This window comes from Methylococcus sp. S1M, from assembly GCF_051295855.1.
In the GTDB taxonomy this organism is placed as follows: domain Bacteria; phylum Pseudomonadota; class Gammaproteobacteria; order Methylococcales; family Methylococcaceae; genus Methylococcus; species Methylococcus capsulatus.
Window position 1 is genome coordinate 690,695 of sequence record NZ_JBPDXO010000001.1, and the last position, 19,850, is coordinate 710,544.

The window sequence follows — 19,850 nt, forward strand, 5'->3', positions numbered from 1 at the left end:
GAAGGTAGGAAACGGTGAGCGAATCAGAAGAAGCTTTCCTCTACCGTTATGACGTCCCCCGGATGCACCGGCGTCATCACGTCGGCCTCGAGCTGCGGCTGCGCAGGATCGTCCTCGCGGAGGATCACGATGTCCCGGGAGGCCAGCTCGCCGAAGCCGCCGGCAAGAGCCACGGCCTTCCCTACCGTCAGCCCGGGCTGATACGGATATGCGCCGGGCTGCTTGACCTGCCCGCCGATGTAATATTTCCGGTATTCCAGCACGCTGACGTTCACTTTCGGATCGACCAGATAGGCGCCCCTGAGACCATCCGTGATGAGACGCTCCACTTCACCGGGAGTCTTCCCCTTGATGTGAATCTCGCCCAGAAACGGGTAGGAAACCGTACCCGCATCGCTGAGCCTCGCTTCGATGCTGAGATTGGGCTCGTTCAGGACGGAAATCTTGATCAGGTCGTCCGGACCGAGCCTGTAACCGGACACCTTGTCCTCCCCATGCAACAGGCTCAAGAATGACGAAGCGACAAACAACAAGGCAATCCTGGAAATGACTCGAAACATGGCTGTCCGTCTTCGGCAAGAATATTGTTCAAATTTCCATCTACAACAGAATGCGATCCCAGACCTGTCCGTAGAGCAACCCCGGACGGCCAACTCGATAGCCCCCCTAAAAATTCATCTGCAAGTTCAGGATGACCAGGTTACGGGTAAAACTATATTGCTCAATGGTAGAGGAACGGTCGGTATAGGTATATTGGAGCCCGCTCGTCAGCCAGCGCTGAAGCGGGTAATAAACGCCGACGCCCAGCATGTACCCTTTGTCCGTTCGGTCCGACCCCGTGTAGCTGTTCTCCATGGCATTCGCGTAAATGTTGCTGCTGAGCTTCGGCAGCCACTGATGATTCCACATGACGGTATAGGTCTGGTTGTTGACGGCGCCGCCCAGATAATTCGACTCGTTGGTGATCATCACGGCGCCGACCCGCACGGTATCGATGGAACGCGGCTGCCACAGCACGGCCGCGTCGAACGTAGGCCGGGGCTGGCCATTGGTTCCCAGTCCCTGGACGGGTTCGTCAAATTCTTTGACGAGAACCCCCGCCTTCAAAATCCCCGTCGTCTTTGCCGTCGCGCGCCAAGTCACGCCGCCGAGCACCCGCAACTGGTTGTTGGTCTGCGAGATCCCGTTCGGCAGGGGGTTCAAATAGTCCGAGAAGCTCTCGTTGATTTCGAACAAAAGCGAAGTCTTAGGCAGAACCCGATAATAGAACGCACTGCCAATGTTGTATTGATTGAGAGAACGCCCCCGCGTGAATTCCGGGTTATTCTGGTAGTACCTGTTCATATAGTCGAACCGGAATTCCAGGAGACCTTTGGCCCCCTCGGCCCCGTACCTGTACAAGGCCCCGAAACTCTGGCTCTGCCATTCATTTGGATTTTTCAACAGCAGGCTCGCGTCACCCTGTACGAATTGAGTACCGAGCGGATCATGGGCGTAACTGAGCGACCCGTTGAGGCTCAGACGGTTTCTGTGGTCGAAGCGTACGTCGCTGAACGCGTTGACATAATTGTCGACGTAATTGTTTTGCGGAACGTTTTCGTAGACGTTGCCGCGAAACGAATAGCCGAGGCCGGCAGTGAGACTGCGGTGGTGAAACGGGAGGAAGAACCAGGGCTGGATGAACGTCCCGAACGAACCCTTCTTGAGAATGCCGGTGTTCAGCACGTTGTCGTCGTAAAAACCTTCCACCCGCATACGCCCGACGATCGGGAGACGGAAGTCGAATTCGTCGTCAAGTCTTCCTTCCGTGCCCAACGGCTGATCCATCCTCACATATTGCGGCGTACGGTTGTAGGGATCGTAGGTGTTGCCGGGACTGAAATTCGAATAACCGCTGGAACCGTCCAAAGGATTGGCGACGCCATTCCCACCCTGGGACCAGGTGGACGCGGGGTACAGCGCGCAAAACCCGGGCAAAAGACGTAAGGCAAGCAAAGCCGTACGTTTCAGTAGCGCTTTCGTCCCCGAAGAAGGTACCTTGCCGGCACTATGGCCTCCCTCTCCATGACCGACGAACGACGAGAGAGCCGGGGAATCCATGGAAACCGGCTGCGGCAGACTCCGACGCATCGTTATAACCCCTGGCTTGGAAAAACGGCCATCGGCCAAACCAGCCTCACCTTCCACCCTCTAACCATGCGCTTCCGACTGCCTGCTGGCAGGCTTATGATGATGAACAGGCATATAGCGGGCAAGCCAACCCATGGCAAGCAATACCGTAAAAAAGCCGGCATTCGCCGGAATCTGCAAATTGAAATCGACGAAGGAGTGAATCAACAAGGCGACGACTCCCATGAAGGAGCCAATTCCTGTTGCCCGCAGCAGGGAATCCTGGCGTTCGCGGAGCGCGAACCCGGCCGCTCCCAGGCTCAACAGAACGGCCAGTGCCATCGGCAGCCAACCGACGATTCCCCATTCACCGAGAAATTCCAGATAGTCATTATGGGCATGATCGTACGGAATGACCACCTCCGCACCGCCATAAGGCAGAAACGACGCCACGAACGAGCCCGCGCCGGCGCCGAACGGCAGGTAATCCAGTACGTAAGGCACCGCGTAGTCGTACAGATCGACCCGATTCGAAGCCTCCGTCACCGTGGTCTGCTCCAAACGCCGTGCCACTTCCTCGATCCCGAAATAACTGCCGACGATCACGAGATCGACGAGCACGATGCTCGACAGGATGGCCAACACCAAACCGCTGGAAAACCTCGACGAACGGGCGAGCAAGAGGTAAACGGCGCCGGTGACGCTCAAGGAAACCGCGAACCCCACGTTCCCCATGCGCGACCGGGTCAGCACCAGACCGATGGCCATGATCACGACGGCGATGCGAAGCGGCGCCTTGTCGCTGAGCAGGAAAGTCGCCGCTCCCCGCAGCCAGTCGCGCCAGTTGCCGCCCGGGGAGGAGAACCGACCGGCTATCAGCAGTCCGACCCCCACCGCCAGCGTCATCTCCAGCAAACCGGCAAGATGGTTGCGGTTGACGAAAGTACCGACCGCGACGGATCTGCCCACTTCCCTGCCGAAGAAGCCGAACTCAAGACCAGTCAACGACTTGGCCGAGCCATACAAGGCCTCGAACACCCCGCATGCCACGATCGCATAAGCCAGCCACCGGATCCTTTCCCGACTGCGGGTCAGCAACAGAATCAGCGCGAACAGGATCAGATAGGCCGCCCCCTTGAGTGCCGCAAGGCGGGTGTAGTACGGGTCGGTACTGAACGCGGACGGAAGGTCGGGGTCGACCCGGCGAGCATCCGGATAAACTCGCGCGGCCCGAGGAAGCAACTCGTCCGCCAGATCGGAAAACCACGGAGCCCCTTGAAAACCCGCCCATACGACACTCGCGCCGATCAGCAGCAAGGCGGGCCATGCCCTTCGAAACGGCATCGTAAGCGGGAGCCTGCCGTGGGCATGCAAAAGGCAACAGACGGCCCCGAGAACGAATACGGCACTGGAAAAAAGATAGACGGCCCCTTCCCAGTTGCTGCCCCAGGGCAATGGCAGCCACAGGATCACGGCCAGCAGGACAGAAAACAAACCCTTCTCAAATGAGGCAGCCACGAGCCGTCTGCATTCCGTGCGCAAAAAACCCGCCGGATCGAGCCGATCCAGCGAGTTCGCTCTCTATCCATCCGAAATCAAAGGATCCGGCAGTTGCTGATGTACTCGCGCAACCAGCTGATCCAGCTCGCGAACCATTTGTAGTTCCAGCCGTTTCCGTGATTGTTGCTGCCCCGAGCGGACAAGATGTCTTCTGCGGATTCCGGATGAGCCTTGAGGTCGCCCAACAGCCCCGCCAGCTCCCTCTGGTTGGCCTTGCTGCTCAGGGAGTTCAGCAACTGATTCTGGGTGGACTGAATTTCCCAGACCCGGGACTTGTATTCCCGTTTCGAAATCTTGCCGGCATCCAATTCGGCCCGAAGCGCCTCGATGCGGCTTGCCGCCTGGTCCTTGACGGACTGCCGGGCGTCCTGGATCAGCTGCCTGTCCGCATCCGACAGCGAGGCCTTGTATGGCGCGGCGGTTCCCGTAGACGGCATCAGCAGCGGGATCGACAGGGCAAAAATCGTCGTGAGTCGAGTGAATGCAACCTTCATGACAGGGTCCCCCCAAAAAGTGGTACATGAGCGTGGAAAACGGCTACCGATAGCAGTATAGAAGAGCCAGGCGAAGATTCAATGGCCAGAGGCGCATTTTTTCCCGCTGATCCTCGGACCTGGCTCGCACGACCGGGTCTTCGATGTATTCATGAACCATCTGGTTCCTGAGCTTGCCCATGGTCAGCCCTGCGTCAGCGGAACCGAGCAACCCTAAACGTTCGGCGCGGTCGAGATTGTCGATGACCGCGGATGTTTTTTCACCCAGGGCAGCCAAGAGCAAGGGCGACAATTTGTCGCCCAAAGTGTCTTGCAGGCGGCCAAACCTGCCGACAAAGGCCTCCACCCGTTCGGCCAGATCGGAGTCTTCTTCGAGATGCTCGGCCTGCTCCATAGTGAACGGATTCCCGAAGAGGCACTGGTCCGTGATGGCGAGGTGCCGGCACTCCTTGCGCACCACTCTGGCCAGAAATTGAAGGCGTGTCTTGGGTTCTAAGGTCACAGCAGCTGCCCTTCCTTGAATGCGATCTCGTGAATGGGCAGGCGCTCGAGATTGGGGGCGCACAGCAACACATCCACCTTGCGTCTGCGCATGGCGCGCGACACCGCCGCCGCCCTCTGCGCGGCCATGAGCACGGGGTTTTCCACGGGTTCCGGCAATTCAAGCATGAGGTCGAGATCGCCGCCATGCGCGGTATCGTCGATCCTGGAGCCGAAGACTCGCACGCGGCACGGTTTTCCCGCCACTCGAACCGCAAGTCGTCGAATGAGCTGAATTTGATGGTCGGTCGAGCGCATGTCTCAGGAGGGCCGCAGCGGAGTGAGCAAGGCGCGCCATTTCGCCAGCGCGTGGACCTGGTCGAATTCGTTTTCAAAGGCGGTCCGGGCGTTTCTTCCCATCCGCTCCCGCCTCTCGCCGTCCCGGCTGAGGGCGAGCAGAAACCCCGCCAGTCCATCGGCGTCTCCCGGCGCGAAGCTTGCGCCGCAGGCATGCCGTTCTATCTGCCGGGACAGCTCGCCGTCTCTGGCCCCGACAAAGGCGACGGGCCGGCCGGCCGCCAGCACGCCGTAGAACTTGGACGGCAAGACCAGTCCTTCCAGCGCGGGCAATAGCGAGATGAGGTGGATATCCGGCAGGGTCAGGCTGAGCCCCAGACGCTCGCGGGGCTGGTACGGCTTGAAAAGGACATTGGCAAGCCCCCGCCGGCTCGCTTCCAGGCGCAGCTTTTCGTAACCGTGTCCGCCGCCGATGAAAAGGAATGCCATACCGTCCAGGCCGCGCAGGAGCTCGGCCGCCGCCAGCAGGGTGTCGAACTCATGGGCCCGGCCCAGGTTGCCGGAATAGGCGGCGACGAACCTGCCCGACAGCCCCCACTCCTCCCGCAGGGGGTTGCCCGCCGCCGCCGTGGGCCGGATCGTCCCCCCGTCCGCCCAGTTGTGGATGATCTCGACCCGCTCCGCCGGGACGCCCGATTCGCGCAGCCGCTCCGCCATTCGCTCGCCCAGGACCACGTTCGTCCGTGCCTGCCGCAGCGATGCATTCCGCCAATCCCGCAACCGGCGCACGGCCAGGCCCGGCATCCGCACGCCCAACGCCTCGGCCACCTCCGGAAACAAGTCCTGCAGCCAGTTCACCAGCCTCGCCCCGCGCAGCCGGGCAACCACCGCACCCACCAGCGAAATCAAAGGCGGGTCGGTCTTTGCCACGATCACGTCGCCCGCCCGCGTCAGCCGCCACAGGCGCCATCCTGCCGAGACATAGAAACTCAGATAATCCAGCGCCCGCCCGGGCAGCCATGCCCTTCCGAAGCGCGAGGTCCACACCCGGTGCACGAAGACCCCGCCCACCGCCTCGAACGCCGGCAGGTCCGCGCCGGGGTCATCATAGCGCTGCCGGCTGGTGATCACCCGCACCTTGCGGTCCGATTCGCCGAGGGCGAACGCCAGATCGGACAACAACTGGCTGGTCGCGGAGTGGTCGGGGTAGAAGAAGCGGTTAAGAAATAGAATCTGCATGGATGTCGGTATGGGTAATCACGTTTCTCATGGCCCGATGCGGCTGGTCGCGCTCCGGGTCATTCTTGAATCTGGCTCAGGCGATGAGTCTTCGGAGGATCCAGTCTCGAAAACCTCGTCCCACACCACCAGCAAACCGGGAAAACGCGTCGATGCCATGGCGTCCCCGGCGCCGAAGACCTCGGGCCGTCCATAACGGCCATTCATCAACGCATAGCGAAATACGGTGTGGTCGACGGGATGAACCAGCCAGTATTCCGCCACGCCGGCTTGTTCATAACGGTCCCGCTTGACGCCCTCGTCCTTCTTGGCGGTGGAGGGCGACAATATCTCGACCACCAGGTCCGGGGCGCCGCGGACCGCCCGCTCGGAAATTTTCCCCCGGTCGCAGATCACCAGCAAATCCGGCTGCACCACCGTATCCACCAATTCATCCGCTTCATCGGAGCTGGGCAACAGCACATCGACCGGCGCCGCCAACACGCGGCAGCGCCGGTCACGGAAGAAATTGCCCAATACCAGACCCAGCTGGAAAGAAACGCTCTGATGAGTCGTCGAAGGCGACGGACACATGTCATAGGCCTCGCCGCCGATCAACTCCCAGCGTTCCTCTTCCGGCCATGTCCGGTAATCCGCATAGGTCCATCGCCCGGGTTTCTCCAATGCCGCCTTTGTCATGGAATCACTGCCTCATCATTGATTCAGAGCATCGAGAGCGTATGGGGCCTTGGTTCCCGCCCGGGTCGACTTCCATCCAGTCTGCCATCACCATTGGCCCGGGCGTCGACCGGCAAACCGGATTCAACGATTAGGACTTGACCAAGAATAACTTCCCTGATTCGAATCTCACAAATCCGTTCGATCCAACGTAGGAGCCCGCTTGCGGGCGATCCGCAACGGCCAGTACCTACTCTCCGCTCGATCGCGGCCAAGGCCGCTCCTACAGAGATCATCAGGAACTCATATCCGCCCCAGTCCTCATCTATCAACCTAGGGAATATCCTGAACCCGCAGCATGCTGCCCGGTGGGGCCCTGAAGGGTTCCTTGACCTGGTTGAAGACATTGCCATGCTCCAGGAGCCCGACCACGCCGGCGTCGACCTGCAAACCCACATCGGCGTTCTCGACGGTGTTGTTTTCCACGATCACGTCGCGCGTTCCTGGCGCGGCACGGTTGCCGCCGCCCGTGATCAGCAGGTGGGCATTGGAATAAAGATGATTGCGGCGATGGACGGCGGCCAGGGCGAGCGGGGCGGTATTGGGCGGTTTTTGATTTCCCCTTGTGCCCAGTGATGCCTCTCCGGATAACCATCCCTGGGCCAACCCGAGGCCGCCGTGATAGTTGTTGCCTTCCAGTATTTCGTTGTCGAAGAACTGGCAGTACCAACTCGGCTGGTAATGCAGATACCACATGCCGGAATTGTAGAAACCGGCGGTCCGGGTCGACTTGTTTCCCGCCGCGATATTGTCGATCGACGTTCCGTAGTAGGACAAGGCCACGCTGGCGTCGCTGAAATCGTTGGCGATGAACATATAGTGCTGCTGCATTCCCGTGACGGTGACCACGGAAGAGCCATCCGGCGGGACCTTCCAGGGGCGGTCGAGATGGACCGAATCGCCGTCGATATGATCGATCTGCGCGAACTGGCCCATGCCCTTGCCGCCCAGGATGAAGACCCCGGCGCCCTTCCAGCCGTCGGCGCGCTCGCGCTTGCCGGTGGGCTCGGCAGTGAACGCAAAGGCATTGGCTCTGATATCTTTCAGCGGCCCATAGTACAGGCCGCCTCCGGCATCGGAGGTCATCGCCTCGCGGTCCCAGCCGTGCATCAGGCTGAGTCTGTTGCGGGCGAAGAAGACATTTTGTGAATAAGGCGTGCCGCCCAGATTGTTGATGCCCCCGCCCGTGGACATGAGATCGGCTCCGGTGATCTGGTTGTCCTCGAAGATCAGTCCGTTCACTCCCGACAGGCAATACCAGCCCCAGCGGCCGTTGTAGAAATGGTTGTTGGCCACGTAGGCGCCCTTGGGCTTGAAGAGATACAGCGCCCGGCCCGAGCCATACAGATCGTTGTCGGTGATCACCAGATGCTCGCCGCCCAGCCGGAGCGTGTCGCCACCGCCGGTGGACAGTTTCAGACTTTCCCTGAAGCGCTGATCGACTTGTTCGGGCTTGAGATGGCCGCGGTAGACGTCGGCGCGCGCCGTCACCCGCTGGATGCGCACATGACCCGGTTCGCCGGCGGGCGTGGCTTGCAGGTCGCCAGCGATGAGGTGCGTATGGTTCGAGGCGTACAGCGTCAGATCCTCCAGGGCGAAGTGATTGCTGCCCTGGATGAGCGCCGCGGGCGGCTGTTCCATATCGGGCCAGAGCAGGTTCACCCGATCGCGGCGCTCCCCGCGCAGGGTGACGAAGCGGGGGAGAATGAGGGCCTGCGTCAGCAGGTAACGGCCGCGGGGAAAATACACCACGCCGCCGCCCAGATCGCCGGCGGTCTTCACCGCCGCCAGCACCGCCTGGGTGTCGTCGGTGGAGCCGGCGCCGGTCGCCCCGAAATCGCGGACATCGAACTGCCGCTCCGGCCAATGTTCGGCGGCCTTGATCTCCAGCCGGCCCGCCGGACTCCAGGCCCCGCTGTCGCCCGCGCCGCTGTGCAGATGAAGATCGTAAGCGCCCGGTTTCATGTCGGCAGGCACCTCGAACCTTGCCTCCCACGGGCTCGAAGACGCCGCCGCAAGCCGCCGGGAAGTCCTGTCTGACACGGAGTTCAAAAGCAGAACCGCGGAAGCCGGCGCATGGCCGATGCAGCGGCCGAAAACCCGAATCCAGCCGCCCGGCGCGGCGTGCACGCCCTGATCGCCCTGCGCCCAGTAGACCGTGGGTGCATTGAGCAGGCCGATCGTCGAAGCATTGGCGTTCGTAATGCGGGCGGCATAAACGCCGTCCTCGAATTCGGCCGGAATGATGAACTTGACCGACTGGTCCGAAGCCTGCAACGGTTCGACGCTCGCGCCGGCTACGGTGCGTTTGGGGCTGGCCGGAGCGCCGCCGGCATCGTCCTTCAGGCGCGTCAACTCGATCCTGGGATGCTCGCCGAAGCCGTCGCCCACCATCAGGGCCGCCTCGCCGGGCTTCACCGGGTCGCTGGCCCAGAAAATCTGGGGTGCGCCGAGAGCCGGCGCGGCCAGTAGGAAAAGGGCAAACAACAGGCCATGTTTGAGCATGAAGGATATCTCCTATGTTTGCGTACAAGACGTCTCAGGGGTGTCCGCCGCCTATCCACAAGGAATCGAGCTCAAAGCAGTTTGACCGGTCAAACCGCCACCGCAGGTAGCCTTGATGCGGCGCAATCGGAGGATCAGCATTCGGCATTCCATCCGTGACCCTCTTCAAAATCAGGTTCGCCGGGCGGCAAGGGCCAGATCGTGTGCGGGTGTTCGGGCAAAACGACGATGGCATCGACATGGAATGCCTGCGCGGCGCGAGTTTCCCGAAAGGCATGGCGCAAAACGCCAAGGCATTCGCTCAACCAGCGCACATGCCGGTTGAGCGATGCCACGGTAAAAAATACCTGCCCCCGGTACGAAGTTGCGACGGTAGTGAACCATGGAGCGTGCCGTATCCGAAGGAAACCGTACGATGAACCTCTACCTGTCGTTTGCTGAACGTCGGTAAGACGAATAAAGATGCACTCTCACGACAATATCCATTCGCCACCGCGTTTGATCGCGGCATACAGGGCGTCAGGCGCCAAGTCGATTTCATCAGGCCACGACACGAACCCCTCCGTCACGCATATCCAAATCCGGCTCTTTCAATCGCTCGAACACATAGGTTTGTGACAAGCCGGCCCAGCCATTCGAGGTGACACAGGAAATCAAGGCGTCATGATTCTCGAAGATGGTTCTTGAAATGCTATTCTCGGTTGCCTACCCTTTCAACGCGTTTCGATAATGGAGGGAGCCCCGTGCGGCCATCTGTCGCGCTTGACCTTAAACGAAACGCCGTGCGCGAAGCGGCAGGCCGCTTCCGTGCGGCGAACCCGCGCATCTTCGGATCGGTGCTGCACGGCACCGACCAGGACGGCAGCGATCTCGATCTGCTGGTCGATGCGCTGCCCGGCGCGACGCTGTTCGACCTAGGTGGCCTGCAAGACGAACTGGAATCGTTGCTCGGAGTTCGCGTCGATCTGCTGACCCCGGCTGACCTGCCGCCGAAATTCCGGGCCAAGGTGCTTGCGGAGGCGCAGCCGGTATGAGTGGAAACCGGCTTCCCGATTACCTCGAGCACATACAGCAGGCTGCGACGGATGCTTGCGGCTTCGTGGAAGGTCTGAGCAAAGACGACTTCCTTGCCGACAAGCGCACCCAGCAAGCCGTCATCATGAGCCTCATCATCATCGGCGAGGCTGCCACGAAGGTGATGGAAGGCCATGCCGAGTTCACGCAGGCGCACCCCGAAATGCCCTGGCGCAGCATGCGCGGTATGCGTAACCGCATCGCCCATGGCTACTTCGACATCAACCTCGATGTGGTGTGGGAGACGGTGCAGACGGCGCTGCCAGATCTACTCAAACAACTGCCGGCCGTGCGCCGGGATGTCCATGACGAGGAGCGCAACAACCCATGTTGAGCCGTATCCAAAGGAAACCGCGATTACGATGAGCCTCTGCATCGAGGCTGCCTGCTTCAAAGCCGGATTCCCAATACCGCCTCGATCGCTTCCACCACCGAACATCCCCTCTGGGCCATGCAACGCTCGACTTCCACGACCTTGGCGTCGACCAGGTAACGGTACCAGAAGCCCTGCAACACGTGGAACGCCGCGCCCGCCTGCCCGTCCAGGAACCCCAGCCGCAGCACGTAGCGATAGAAGAAATAGACGAAGGCCCGCACACCGCCCGGAAGCCGGGCGTAAATCTCCTCCTTCACCCAACGTTTCACCCCCGCCTGGCTGCCGCGCAGGCTGGCGACGGTGTCATGGGGCATGAAGCCATATTTCAGGTTGAGCAAATCCACCGCCTCGCGGCTGGCGTAGCGATTGTGCTTGTCGGTCCACCAGGTGAGCGGATTGAGATTGTCATCGATCAGCTCGCCCTTGAAATCCACCGTGGCCCCGACAACCTTGATGTGCTCGTCCATCCAGCGGTTTTCGCACTGCCCCCGCCCGTACCGGAACAGCCGCAACACCTTCACCGGAAAAACCCCGCCCCAGCGGATCAGCCGGCCCTGAAACGTCATCCGCCGGCCAAAGCTCACCCCGTCGATCTCCGGCCCAAGCTCCGGCAGGCGCGCGCGAATCTCCGCCGCCAGTGCCGGCGTCAACACCTCATCGGCATCGATGCGCAACACCCAGCCAGTATCGGGATCGAGTTGCGTCAAAGCCCAATTGAACTGCGTGGCATGGTTCACCCACGCCCGCTGGATGACCCGCGCGCCCTTGGCCTTCGCAATCGCCAGCGTGGCGTCGGTGGAAAAACAATCCGCCACCACGACCCGGTCCGCCACCCCTTGCAGGCTATCGATGCAGCGGGCCAGATGTTTTTCTTCGTCATGGGTGAGGATGATGGCGGTGAGGTTCATGGAAGATCGGATAGTCGGTCGCAGAAATCACCCTAACGCGTGCAGCATGGCCGCATTGCGCCGTCGAGGAAACGTTGATTGCGCTCGCCCGCGACCCGGGATCGTCGGGATATCCGTGAGCGATCGCATTGCGAGCCATGCAACGTTTTTGCCGAAGGCACGGCACCACTTCGAGGATGGCCGGCAATACCTTCTGGCCCATACCGTCCTGCAATTCAGCGGAACGGTAGGCCGCCTGATCCAGATTCCCAATCTGTAGTTTCAGGATATTCCAGCGAGCCCTCCGACGGTTCCGAATTTTTTGCGGAGTCACGCGCATTAACCAAATCCTCGAAAAAATAGAACCATTCGGTCCACGTCGACACGGTCGAGGTCACTTGCCAAGCTCACCAGAATGCATGCATCATGAGGAACCCGATCTCCTTCAGGCGCATCATCATGCCATCCCTGCAAATCCGCAACCTTCCCGACGATCTGTACCACGCCTTGTCTTTTCGCGCCGAGCGGGCGCACCGCAGCTTGGCCCAGCAGGCCATCATCGAACTGCGCGAGGCCATCGGTACGGCCGCTTCCGGGCGCCGCCGCCAAATCCTCGAGCGCATCAAGCTAAATCTCGAAACCCAGGGCGTTCAAACGCCATTTATCCCCCCTGAGCAACTGCTGCGCGAAGACCGGGAGCGCTGATCTCATGCGCGCGGTGCTCGATGCCTCAGCGGCAGCCAATATTGTCATGCGTACAGAGCGCGCGCCGGATTTCATTGAAAGACTCGAGGGTAGTTCCTTGGTCTTGGCTCCTGCCCTGTTTCACAGCGAAATCGCCAATACGCTTTGGAAATATGTCCGTTTCGGCAATCTCGATAGAGAAACGGCCCTAACCTGCTACGAGGAAGCCATCGGTTTGGTCGATGCTTTCGAAACGGATGAGCAACTCGCCACCGAAGCCATTTCCGCCGCGATCCAGTATAGCCACCCGGTTTACGACTTGCTGTACGTCATTCTTGCCAGAAGGCACGGTTGCAAGGTATTGACGGCCGACAAGAAACTGATTTCCCTGATCGAAAAAATCGACGAAAACATTCTGCCCTGACGAATACGGAAGTGGCGCCAATACGGCGGAATCGGCAACCACCTGCTGCGTCCGGGTTGGCATCAAGGCCTCCGGGCAACGGCGATCATGGCCTTGGCCAGCGCCGGGACGCGCCCGACCCGCTCGAAGCGGATGTCGCGAAAGCCCGCTTCCTCCAGCAGGAAGGAAAGCGTCTTCATCGACCAGAACTTGATGTGGCCGTGATCCCAAAGGGCGGTGAAGTGCGCATCCATCTTGCCGCTCAATGCCAGGGCCAGATTCTTCCAGTAGCCGTGATACGGGGTGGAAACGATGGCGGTCCCCCCCCCTCGACCAGCGAAAACAGGGTGGCGGCATACTGGCGGGGAAAGTAGACATGCTCGACCACCTCCAGGCTGAGAACGGCCGGGAAGCGGCCGTAGCGCCCGGCCAGATCGTCGTAGGCGGAGCCGGAACAAAGCGCCAGTTCCGGATAGGCCGCATTGGCGGCGCCGATGCCTTCGGCGGAAGGGTCCACCCCGGTCACCTGCCAACCGCGCCGGGTCAGTTGGTGCGCAACCGACCCGTTGCCGCAGCCCAACTCGAACAGCCGCCGCCGATCCGCCGGGAGGTTCAGCCCGTCCAGCAGGCGGAACACGGCGGGCAGCAGATAACCGTGGGAGTGGTTCAAGCCGGCGTCGGCATAGCGGTAGCCGGAAATTTCGGTAGTATCCATCAGTGGCAGTGCTCCTGATCGAGGCGAGAGAGAGTTCCCTGTTCACCGCAGTAAGGGGATGAGGTTTCCGACCGTAAACCGTGATCCTCAAACCGGCGCGGCTTTACCGGTTCGGCCGGGTTGCCTGCCGCAACCATCCAAGGTCCGATGTCGCGAAATACACTGGAGCGGGCAGTAATGACCGATCCATCGCCGATGGTGACGCCTGGCGCTACGAAAACGCCCGCGGTGACCCAAACCCACTCGCCGAGGGTGATCGGCGCGGTGATCAGCGGCATGGCGCGATCCGTGTAATCGTGGCTGGCGGTGCAAAGGAAGCTGTATTGGCTGACCGTGGTATGCGCGCCAAGCCTGATGCGGTCCACGCAGTAGCAATCCACATGGTGGCTGAGGCAACTATGATCGCCCATCTCCAGATTCCAGGGCGCCCAGATTTTGACGGAAGGGTAGGGATGCGCACCCCGCCCGACCTTCGCGCCAAACAGCCTGAGCAGAAACCGCCGCCAACCGTGCAAAGGCACGGGACTGGGGCGGTAGAGCAGCAGCCAGACCAGGTTCCATAGAGCGCGGGCCAGTTTGTTAGCGATGGACAAATTCCGTGAGCGAAAAGCGGATCGTGCAGTCATAGTTCCCATCCTGACACCCGGAAAGCCGGCGCGGTGCGCAGGCGGTTTTCGACATACTCCAGATCACGCACGAAGAGGGTATTGCCGCCGGCGGCGGTTTCGGCGCGAGGCGTCAAGGCGCGCTCGAAAGGCCGATAGGCGCAGGCGGTGAAACCCAGGTCCCGCAACTGCCGGCGGATGGCGTCTTCGTCGAAGCCGTAGCGGCGGCCGCTGCCGTTCAATTCGAGGATCAGCGCGCGCAGCGCGGGATTCGCCAGAACCCGCTGGGCGCCGGCGAGGACCTCGGTTTCGTAGCCTTCGACGTCGATCTTGAGCAGGGCAGGTGAAGCATCGCCCACGACCTCATCCAGGGTGCGCACCGGAACCTCGACCGCGTCTGCGTGATCTTCCTCCTTGCTCAATACGTGATTCACCGTGTCCAGGCGGCTGGTGAAGCGCAACACGCCCGCTTGACTGGCCAATCCCAGATTGAGCGCCTGCACCCGGCCGCCCATCTCGTTGATGGCGATGTTGCGGCGCAGGGCGGCGAAGGCCTGCGGCAGCGGCTCGATGCTGAGGCAGGCGGCGCCGATGCCTGCCCCCGCCAGCACGGTGTAGGAGCCGACATTGGCGCCCACGTCCACGAACAGGTCCTCCGGGCGCAAGTAGTGCAGGAGGAAGGCCATGTCCTCGAATTCGTGCAAGCCGACATAAAGGTTGCCGGTGGCGCCGGTCATGCCGGGCCGGACGACCAGGCAGGCGTCGTTGACGAAGGGGCACACCACCTCGCCCGGGAGCAGCCGGCTGCCGAGCTGCCAGCGTACGAACCGCGCCAGTGCCGGTAATTTCCGGCCCTGGCTGAGCGGGTGGTTCAAAAGAAAAGACAGGGTGTTCAAGATGCCCATTCAGTCTACCTTCGCTGAAATCGCCGTCGCCTCGATACGCTGCCTTAGCCAACTGATGTTCTTCTTGACGACGGCCGCCGGGTTTCCGGCGATGACGACGTTTGCCTCGTCGAAGGCGCGGGTGACCACCGACCCGGTGGCGACGACGGAATGATCCTGCACTTTGACGCCCTTGAGGATGATCGAGTGGGCGCCCACCCAGACGTGATTTCCGATGGAAATATTCCTGGCAAAATTGAGTCTTTCCCCGCTCTCCCTGTCCACGATGGAATGCGAATCGCCGGTCCTGACGTCGATGTCATAGGCGAACATGCAGTCGTTGCCGATCTCGATTCTGGAACAGGGTTCGGTCACGGCGATATGCACCGCGCCAAAGGTGCTGCCGGCCCCGACGGTCAAAGCCCCGTGATGATCCTCGAACCACAACACCGTGCCTTTATCGAAGGTGCAGTTCTCACCGATGGCGATACGATGATGGTTTCCTCGGATGAGGAAGCCCACGCCGTCCAGGATGCAACCGTCCCCGATGTCTATCTGATTGGAATCACCGGCCACGTCAAACCACACCGAAGACAGGACCGCATGCTTGTAGCGGATGACGTTCTGCCGGCCCTTTATTTTCTTCTTGATCCTGTTGAAGAAATACCCCTTGTAAAAACGGCGCAGGTAAAATCCCATTGCGGGATGAGCCTCGCCGAGCCGCAGACAAAACTGTTTGAGCCTGTTTCTCATCGCGCGCGACATTCATCGGATCAAATCGGCGGCATCCGCCGCCAACTCTTCATACAACCTCGCTAGGCGCTGGCCGTAGGCATCCCACGTGAAATCCGCCAACATCCAGGCGCGCCCGGCTCGCCCCATGGCCCGGCGGCGTTCGGCGGAGAGTCGGCTCGCCTCCCGCAGGCCATCCGCCAGCGCTTCCACGTCGGGAGCCACCGTCCAGCCGCAGCCCCGCATCGGCAGATCCAGCCAGGGCGTGGCGCGGGTGGTGATCACCGGCACCCCCGCCATCAACGCCTCGGCCACCACCAGCCCGAAGTTCTCCGAACGCGACGGCAGCACGAACAGCGCGCTTTCCGCCAGGGCCCGCGCCTTATCCTCCCCATACAACGGCCCCGACAGTTCGACCCGGTCTTCCAGGCCCAAGGCCCGGATTTGTCCGGCCACCACCTGCGCGTGGCCGCCTTCGTCCGGACCGGCGATGCGCAAGCGCCAATCCGCGGGCATCGCCCTGGCCCAGGCTGCCAACAAAAGATCGAGCCCTTTTTTCGGGTGGATGCGGGACAAAAACAGGGCGGTCTTGCCATCGCATGAGGAAACCGCTGCGCTGGGCGCCACGCCCAGCGGAACGACGCGGGTGGGCGTTCCCGGCAACACCGCGGCCACCGATGCCTGCTCCGCCGCCGCGGTGACGTGGATCAGCCGGGCCGTGCGCAAGAGCCTTTCCTGATACAGGCGCCACGCCAGCCGCTTTTTGCCGGCCCGATGGCTCAGCGCCCAGGGCTCCAGCATGCCGTGCGGGCTGACGACCAAAGGCAGGCCCGCCTGATGGGCCGCCCGCGCCGCGGCAATGTCCGATTCCAGCCACAGGCCATGATCGTGAATGACGACCCGATGTCCGCCCTGCCTCAAGCCAAGCACCCGGTCGCGCAAGGTCCGCCGGAAGCGTACATACCGCTGGATGACGCTGCGGGGCCGTCGCAGCGCCCATAGCTCGACGCCGGGCGCGAAGGCACCGGGGGCGATGGACTCGGCATCCGACCAGGTGATGACCGCCGTCCTGTGCCCCGCGCGAGCGCAGCCGTTCGCGGCATGAACCACGGCGTCGGTCACGCCGCTGTTGCGCCACAGACGGGCGATCGTATGAATGACCGCTAACGTTCCGCTCATGGGATCAACCTTGGATTGGGGTGGGCAACCCGCCCACCCTACGACATGGCTCGATGATCTCATCCGCCGGTGGATACTGGAAAAAAGGCACCGGGGGCGCCCCGCCCGCCAGCCGGTGATGGAGCAAATCCACGAAGTAGCGCGCACCCGCTTCCGCGCTCAATCGCGCCAGCGCCAGCCGCCGGCGCTGCAGACGTGACGAGGGCGTGAATGCCCCCTCTTCCGCCAGTGCGACGATGGCTTGGGCGATCGCCCCAGGATCGCGCGGCGGCGCCAAACGGCCGAATGACGGCTCGTCCAGCATCAGCGATGCACCCACGCAGCTCGTGGCGACCACCGCCGTGCCGCCCATCAATGCCTCGCTCACCACCACCCCCCAACCGTCATCGGATGATGTGGAGGCCAACACCAGCACGTCCAGTTGCGCCATCACCTCACCGATGGATTCAATGGGCAGCACGCCGCGGAAATCTGCATCGACGCCGTGCTCCAGGCAAGTCTTTCTCAGCGCCGCCTCATCCAGCCCTCCGCCAACGAGGGTCAGGTGCGCCGGCCGTTTCAGCCTGGCCACGGCCTGTACCAGGTCGAAAACCCCTTTCATCGCCACCAGCCGGCCGACATAACCCACCCGGACGGCTGGCCGTCCCTGCCCGCCCGTCTCCCCGGACGATGACCGGGAAAGGCGAGGCGGCGCCACGAAATAGGCAAACGGGAACACCTTCTCGGACGGATAGCCGACCGACAGATACCAGGGCGGGCCATTCCTGCCGATCGCCAAAACCAGCTCGCAGTGCGAGCGTAACCATCCCTCGGTCAGCCGGGACTGCAGGTAACGCAGCCCCCCGGCCCAGCCTTCCCGCACGCGCGGCTCCGACAGGATGGCGAAGCGCGCACCGCAGGCCTTGACGGCTTGCAACCCGCGGATCAGCGTCGATAAATGCCGGGTTCCCGAAAACACATGAAAAGTGCCGGGATGCCGTCCCTGGACGAGCCGCTCGATCTGTCCGGCACCGGGGGCGATGAGAGTCTCGATGCCGTTGCCGTCGGGCGCCGACCAGCCCATGGCCTTCCGATCCGGCGGGACATCGGAATCCGCGCAACAGATGATTTCGACGTCGGGCAGGGTGCGGGAAACCGCCTGCATGAAATCGGATTTATGCGGGGAAACACAGGGCTCCCAGAAGATGATCCGCCGCAAGGGAATATCGGAATTCAAGGAAATGTCCATCATCGAAAAATAAAATCCTGAATCCTTTGCCCCACCGCAACCTCGGAAAACAACTCCATGGCGCGCTCCCGGCCTCGTCTCGCCCGTATGGCGCACTCTTCGGGATGGTCCAGCGCCCACAAGATGGCCGAGCAAAGCGCCTCCGGCGTGGCCTCATCGAGCAACAGAGCATTCCGGTCATCGAACAACAGCGGAATGTCGCTGGCTCTGGTCGAAATCAAAAGCCGACCGGCGGCAGTGATTTCCACCACCTTGGACGGAAAAGTGGTATCACCCATCCCGGAACCGGGCAGCTTGAGACACAATGCGGCATCGCAGGACGCCAGCTCCTGTTGATACTGCTCCATGGATAGATTGGTCTTTCTTTCCACGGAGACGCGCTCATCGTCGATTTGCGCGCGCAGCCGTTCGATCAGCCCCTCGCCACCGAAACCGGTGACGACGAATACCAGCGCCCCGTCGCGGTAATCCATGCGCTCGCGAATCAGCCTGACCGCATCGCAGAATAGGTTCAAGCCGGTATCCTCGCAAAGCGAGCCGCCATAGAGAATTCGAAACGAACCTTCATCGGGCGATGGCCTGGACATTGGGATATTCATCTGCCTGACCGCGCCATAAACGACGCAAGCGGGTTGCAATCCATGGTTCTGCGCAACCTGTAACGATACCGTCACCCCCCCTCGGCGGCACAAAAAACGAACCAGCTTATAAGTCATGAGATTGCCAATCTCGCGCCAGCTTGAGCATTTGTTCAAAGGCCCATCTTCCAGATCCAGTACGGCGGAATTTCCTTTCAGCCTTAATAGCAGCAGCGCAGGCAGATATTCCGGCATGAAGTTATAAATCAGCACCCGGTCGGTTTTCTTGATGAATCTCCGGCAAAATCCGGCAAAACCGATCGCGCCGAGCAACCGACGCAACACCGGGTCGGCGGCGACGCTGAGGTAAACGACGGGAGCGCCCCGCTCGCGGATGACATCGCCTTGAACCGCCCGGCTATTTGACGCTCGGCCCAACACCGGCAAGGAAACGGCATAGGCTCGACATCCCACGCTGCGAAGGGCCGATACGACCGAAAGCACCTTGTTGCTGGCAGCGCCGACATGGAGACGCTGCTTCAGCTTTTTCTCGTACCCGGGCGAATTGATCGCGCAAAAATAGAACACGCGGGGTTCGGTCTTCATGGGTCGTAGATTTTGACAACCTTGGCGGGTACCCCGGCCAAAAGTGCATTGGCTGGGTATCGTCCTGGCGTGACCACGGCGCCAGCGGCCACCACGGAGCCTTCGCCTATTCGCACGCCGGCGAGCAGGGTGCTTCCCACCCCGATCCATGACCCCGCCCCTACGACGATATCATCGGCAAAACCTTCCCCTGCGCGCCGCTCGGCCGTGCCAATTCGATGGCTGCCGCATACAAACTTCACCTCCGGAGCGATGTCGCAGCGGTCGCCAATCACAACGGACGACCCGACCGGGATATAAAACCTGCAGCCGATGCCAAGCCAACAGGAGTTTCCGATGGTCACATCACCCCGCCCATAAAACCTTATATGTCCAGTAAGGCTAGTCCTTTCCCCGACGTTAATGCCTACGCATCTCAATAAAAAAGCCTTTACTCTAAAACAACGGGTTGGGGGGGTTACAAAGAACAGCATTGCCGCAAAATAGTTTCGAAGCATC

At 61.5% G+C, this 19,850-nt stretch carries 25 protein-coding genes; 5 read left to right on the forward strand and 20 right to left on the reverse strand.

Annotated features, from left to right (window positions below; translation table 11 throughout):
• Positions 1-23: 23 nt before the first annotated feature.
• The 10 genes from ACSHWJ_RS03040 to ACSHWJ_RS03085 all read right to left on the reverse strand — a co-directional run bounded on the left by ACSHWJ_RS03040 (position 24) and on the right by ACSHWJ_RS03085 (position 9,736).
• Complete coding sequence (locus ACSHWJ_RS03040) at positions 24-560, reverse strand: polysaccharide biosynthesis/export family protein (RefSeq protein WP_282213409.1); 537 nt, start codon at positions 558-560, stop codon at positions 24-26.
• Positions 561-666: 106 nt separating this feature from the next.
• Positions 667-2,100: an outer membrane beta-barrel protein gene (locus ACSHWJ_RS03045; RefSeq protein WP_432539275.1), complete on the reverse strand. Its 1,434-nt coding sequence runs from the start codon at positions 2,098-2,100 to the stop codon at positions 667-669.
• A gap of 90 nt (positions 2,101-2,190) precedes the next feature.
• A complete protein-coding gene (locus ACSHWJ_RS03050; RefSeq protein ID WP_432539276.1) occupies positions 2,191-3,627 on the reverse strand; it encodes an O-antigen ligase family protein in 1,437 nt (478 codons plus the stop codon).
• 77 nt (positions 3,628-3,704) lie between these two features.
• Positions 3,705-4,163 (reverse strand): hypothetical protein, encoded by a 459-nt coding sequence (locus ACSHWJ_RS03055; RefSeq protein WP_010960461.1) that lies wholly within the window; start codon positions 4,161-4,163, stop codon positions 3,705-3,707.
• Between the two features lie 43 nt (positions 4,164-4,206).
• Positions 4,207-4,557, reverse strand: a complete 351-nt coding sequence (locus tag ACSHWJ_RS03060; RefSeq protein WP_432539277.1) for a hypothetical protein — start codon at positions 4,555-4,557, stop codon at positions 4,207-4,209.
• Positions 4,558-4,661: 104 nt separating this feature from the next.
• Positions 4,662-4,961, reverse strand: a complete 300-nt coding sequence (locus ACSHWJ_RS03065; RefSeq protein WP_432539278.1) for a nucleotidyltransferase domain-containing protein — start codon at positions 4,959-4,961, stop codon at positions 4,662-4,664.
• A gap of 3 nt (positions 4,962-4,964) precedes the next feature.
• Entirely contained in the window at positions 4,965-6,179 is a 1,215-nt protein-coding gene (locus tag ACSHWJ_RS03070; RefSeq protein WP_432539279.1) for a glycosyltransferase family 4 protein, read from the reverse strand.
• Positions 6,180-6,206: 27 nt separating this feature from the next.
• A complete protein-coding gene (locus ACSHWJ_RS03075; RefSeq protein ID WP_017364961.1) occupies positions 6,207-6,857 on the reverse strand; it encodes a Uma2 family endonuclease in 651 nt (216 codons plus the stop codon).
• Between the two features lie 312 nt (positions 6,858-7,169).
• On the reverse strand, positions 7,170-9,401 hold the full coding sequence (locus ACSHWJ_RS03080) for a right-handed parallel beta-helix repeat-containing protein (RefSeq protein WP_017364960.1): 2,232 nt from the start codon (positions 9,399-9,401) through the stop codon (positions 7,170-7,172).
• Between the two features lie 134 nt (positions 9,402-9,535).
• Positions 9,536-9,736: a hypothetical protein gene (locus tag ACSHWJ_RS03085; protein ID WP_026597630.1), complete on the reverse strand. Its 201-nt coding sequence runs from the start codon at positions 9,734-9,736 to the stop codon at positions 9,536-9,538.
• Between the two features lie 447 nt (positions 9,737-10,183).
• Between ACSHWJ_RS03085 and ACSHWJ_RS03090 the strand changes: the two genes are divergently transcribed.
• Positions 10,184-10,435 carry a nucleotidyltransferase domain-containing protein gene (locus tag ACSHWJ_RS03090; protein WP_017364959.1) on the forward strand — a complete coding sequence of 84 codons (252 nt, stop codon included), beginning with the start codon at positions 10,184-10,186 and terminating at the stop codon, positions 10,433-10,435.
• Complete coding sequence (locus tag ACSHWJ_RS03095; RefSeq protein ID WP_017364958.1) at positions 10,432-10,809, forward strand: HepT-like ribonuclease domain-containing protein; 378 nt, start codon at positions 10,432-10,434, stop codon at positions 10,807-10,809. The genes ACSHWJ_RS03090 and ACSHWJ_RS03095 overlap by 4 nt, the downstream gene beginning before the upstream one ends.
• Positions 10,810-10,865: 56 nt before the next feature.
• On the opposite strand, the gene ACSHWJ_RS03100 is transcribed toward ACSHWJ_RS03095, so the two are convergent.
• Positions 10,866-11,759, reverse strand: a complete 894-nt coding sequence (locus tag ACSHWJ_RS03100) for a glycosyltransferase family 2 protein (RefSeq protein WP_432539280.1) — start codon at positions 11,757-11,759, stop codon at positions 10,866-10,868.
• A gap of 115 nt (positions 11,760-11,874) precedes the next feature.
• On the opposite strand from ACSHWJ_RS03100, the gene ACSHWJ_RS03105 reads away from it, so the two are divergent.
• From ACSHWJ_RS03105 to ACSHWJ_RS03115, 3 genes are all read left to right on the forward strand, one after another.
• The gene (locus tag ACSHWJ_RS03105; protein WP_017364956.1) at positions 11,875-12,018 is read left to right on the forward strand and encodes a hypothetical protein; all 144 of its coding nucleotides are present in this window, start codon (positions 11,875-11,877) and stop codon (positions 12,016-12,018) included.
• Between the two features lie 179 nt (positions 12,019-12,197).
• Entirely contained in the window at positions 12,198-12,443 is a 246-nt protein-coding gene (locus tag ACSHWJ_RS03110; protein ID WP_026045889.1) for a FitA-like ribbon-helix-helix domain-containing protein, read from the forward strand.
• A 4-nt stretch (positions 12,444-12,447) separates the two neighbouring features.
• A complete protein-coding gene (locus tag ACSHWJ_RS03115) occupies positions 12,448-12,846 on the forward strand; it encodes a type II toxin-antitoxin system VapC family toxin (protein WP_017364954.1) in 399 nt (132 codons plus the stop codon).
• Positions 12,847-12,908: 62 nt separating this feature from the next.
• Here the strand turns inward: ACSHWJ_RS03115 and ACSHWJ_RS03120 are convergent, their stop codons facing one another.
• From ACSHWJ_RS03120 to ACSHWJ_RS03160, 9 genes are all read right to left on the reverse strand, one after another.
• Positions 12,909-13,091, reverse strand: a complete 183-nt coding sequence (locus ACSHWJ_RS03120) for a hypothetical protein (RefSeq protein ID WP_017364953.1) — start codon at positions 13,089-13,091, stop codon at positions 12,909-12,911.
• Entirely contained in the window at positions 13,088-13,540 is a 453-nt protein-coding gene (locus tag ACSHWJ_RS03125) for a class I SAM-dependent methyltransferase (RefSeq protein ID WP_432539281.1), read from the reverse strand. The genes ACSHWJ_RS03120 and ACSHWJ_RS03125 overlap by 4 nt, the downstream gene beginning before the upstream one ends.
• Positions 13,540-14,166, reverse strand: a complete 627-nt coding sequence (locus ACSHWJ_RS03130) for an acetyltransferase (protein ID WP_050998164.1) — start codon at positions 14,164-14,166, stop codon at positions 13,540-13,542. Before ACSHWJ_RS03130 ends, ACSHWJ_RS03125 begins: the two co-directional genes overlap by 1 nt.
• Positions 14,163-15,050: an FkbM family methyltransferase gene (locus tag ACSHWJ_RS03135; protein WP_432539282.1), complete on the reverse strand. Its 888-nt coding sequence runs from the start codon at positions 15,048-15,050 to the stop codon at positions 14,163-14,165. Before ACSHWJ_RS03135 ends, ACSHWJ_RS03130 begins: the two co-directional genes overlap by 4 nt.
• Positions 15,051-15,782: an acyltransferase gene (locus ACSHWJ_RS03140; RefSeq protein WP_432539283.1), complete on the reverse strand. Its 732-nt coding sequence runs from the start codon at positions 15,780-15,782 to the stop codon at positions 15,051-15,053.
• Positions 15,783-15,794: 12 nt separating this feature from the next.
• Positions 15,795-16,940, reverse strand: coding sequence for a glycosyltransferase (locus ACSHWJ_RS03145; RefSeq protein ID WP_432539284.1), 1,146 nt, complete (start codon positions 16,938-16,940; stop codon positions 15,795-15,797).
• Positions 16,941-16,944: 4 nt separating this feature from the next.
• On the reverse strand, positions 16,945-18,171 hold the full coding sequence (locus ACSHWJ_RS03150) for a glycosyltransferase (RefSeq protein WP_026045785.1): 1,227 nt from the start codon (positions 18,169-18,171) through the stop codon (positions 16,945-16,947).
• Complete coding sequence (locus ACSHWJ_RS03155; protein WP_432539322.1) at positions 18,168-19,187, reverse strand: glycosyltransferase; 1,020 nt, start codon at positions 19,185-19,187, stop codon at positions 18,168-18,170. Before ACSHWJ_RS03155 ends, ACSHWJ_RS03150 begins: the two co-directional genes overlap by 4 nt.
• A 161-nt stretch (positions 19,188-19,348) precedes the next feature.
• Complete coding sequence (locus ACSHWJ_RS03160) at positions 19,349-19,849, reverse strand: acyltransferase (RefSeq protein ID WP_432539285.1); 501 nt, start codon at positions 19,847-19,849, stop codon at positions 19,349-19,351.
• Between the last annotated feature and the right edge of the window lies 1 nt (position 19,850).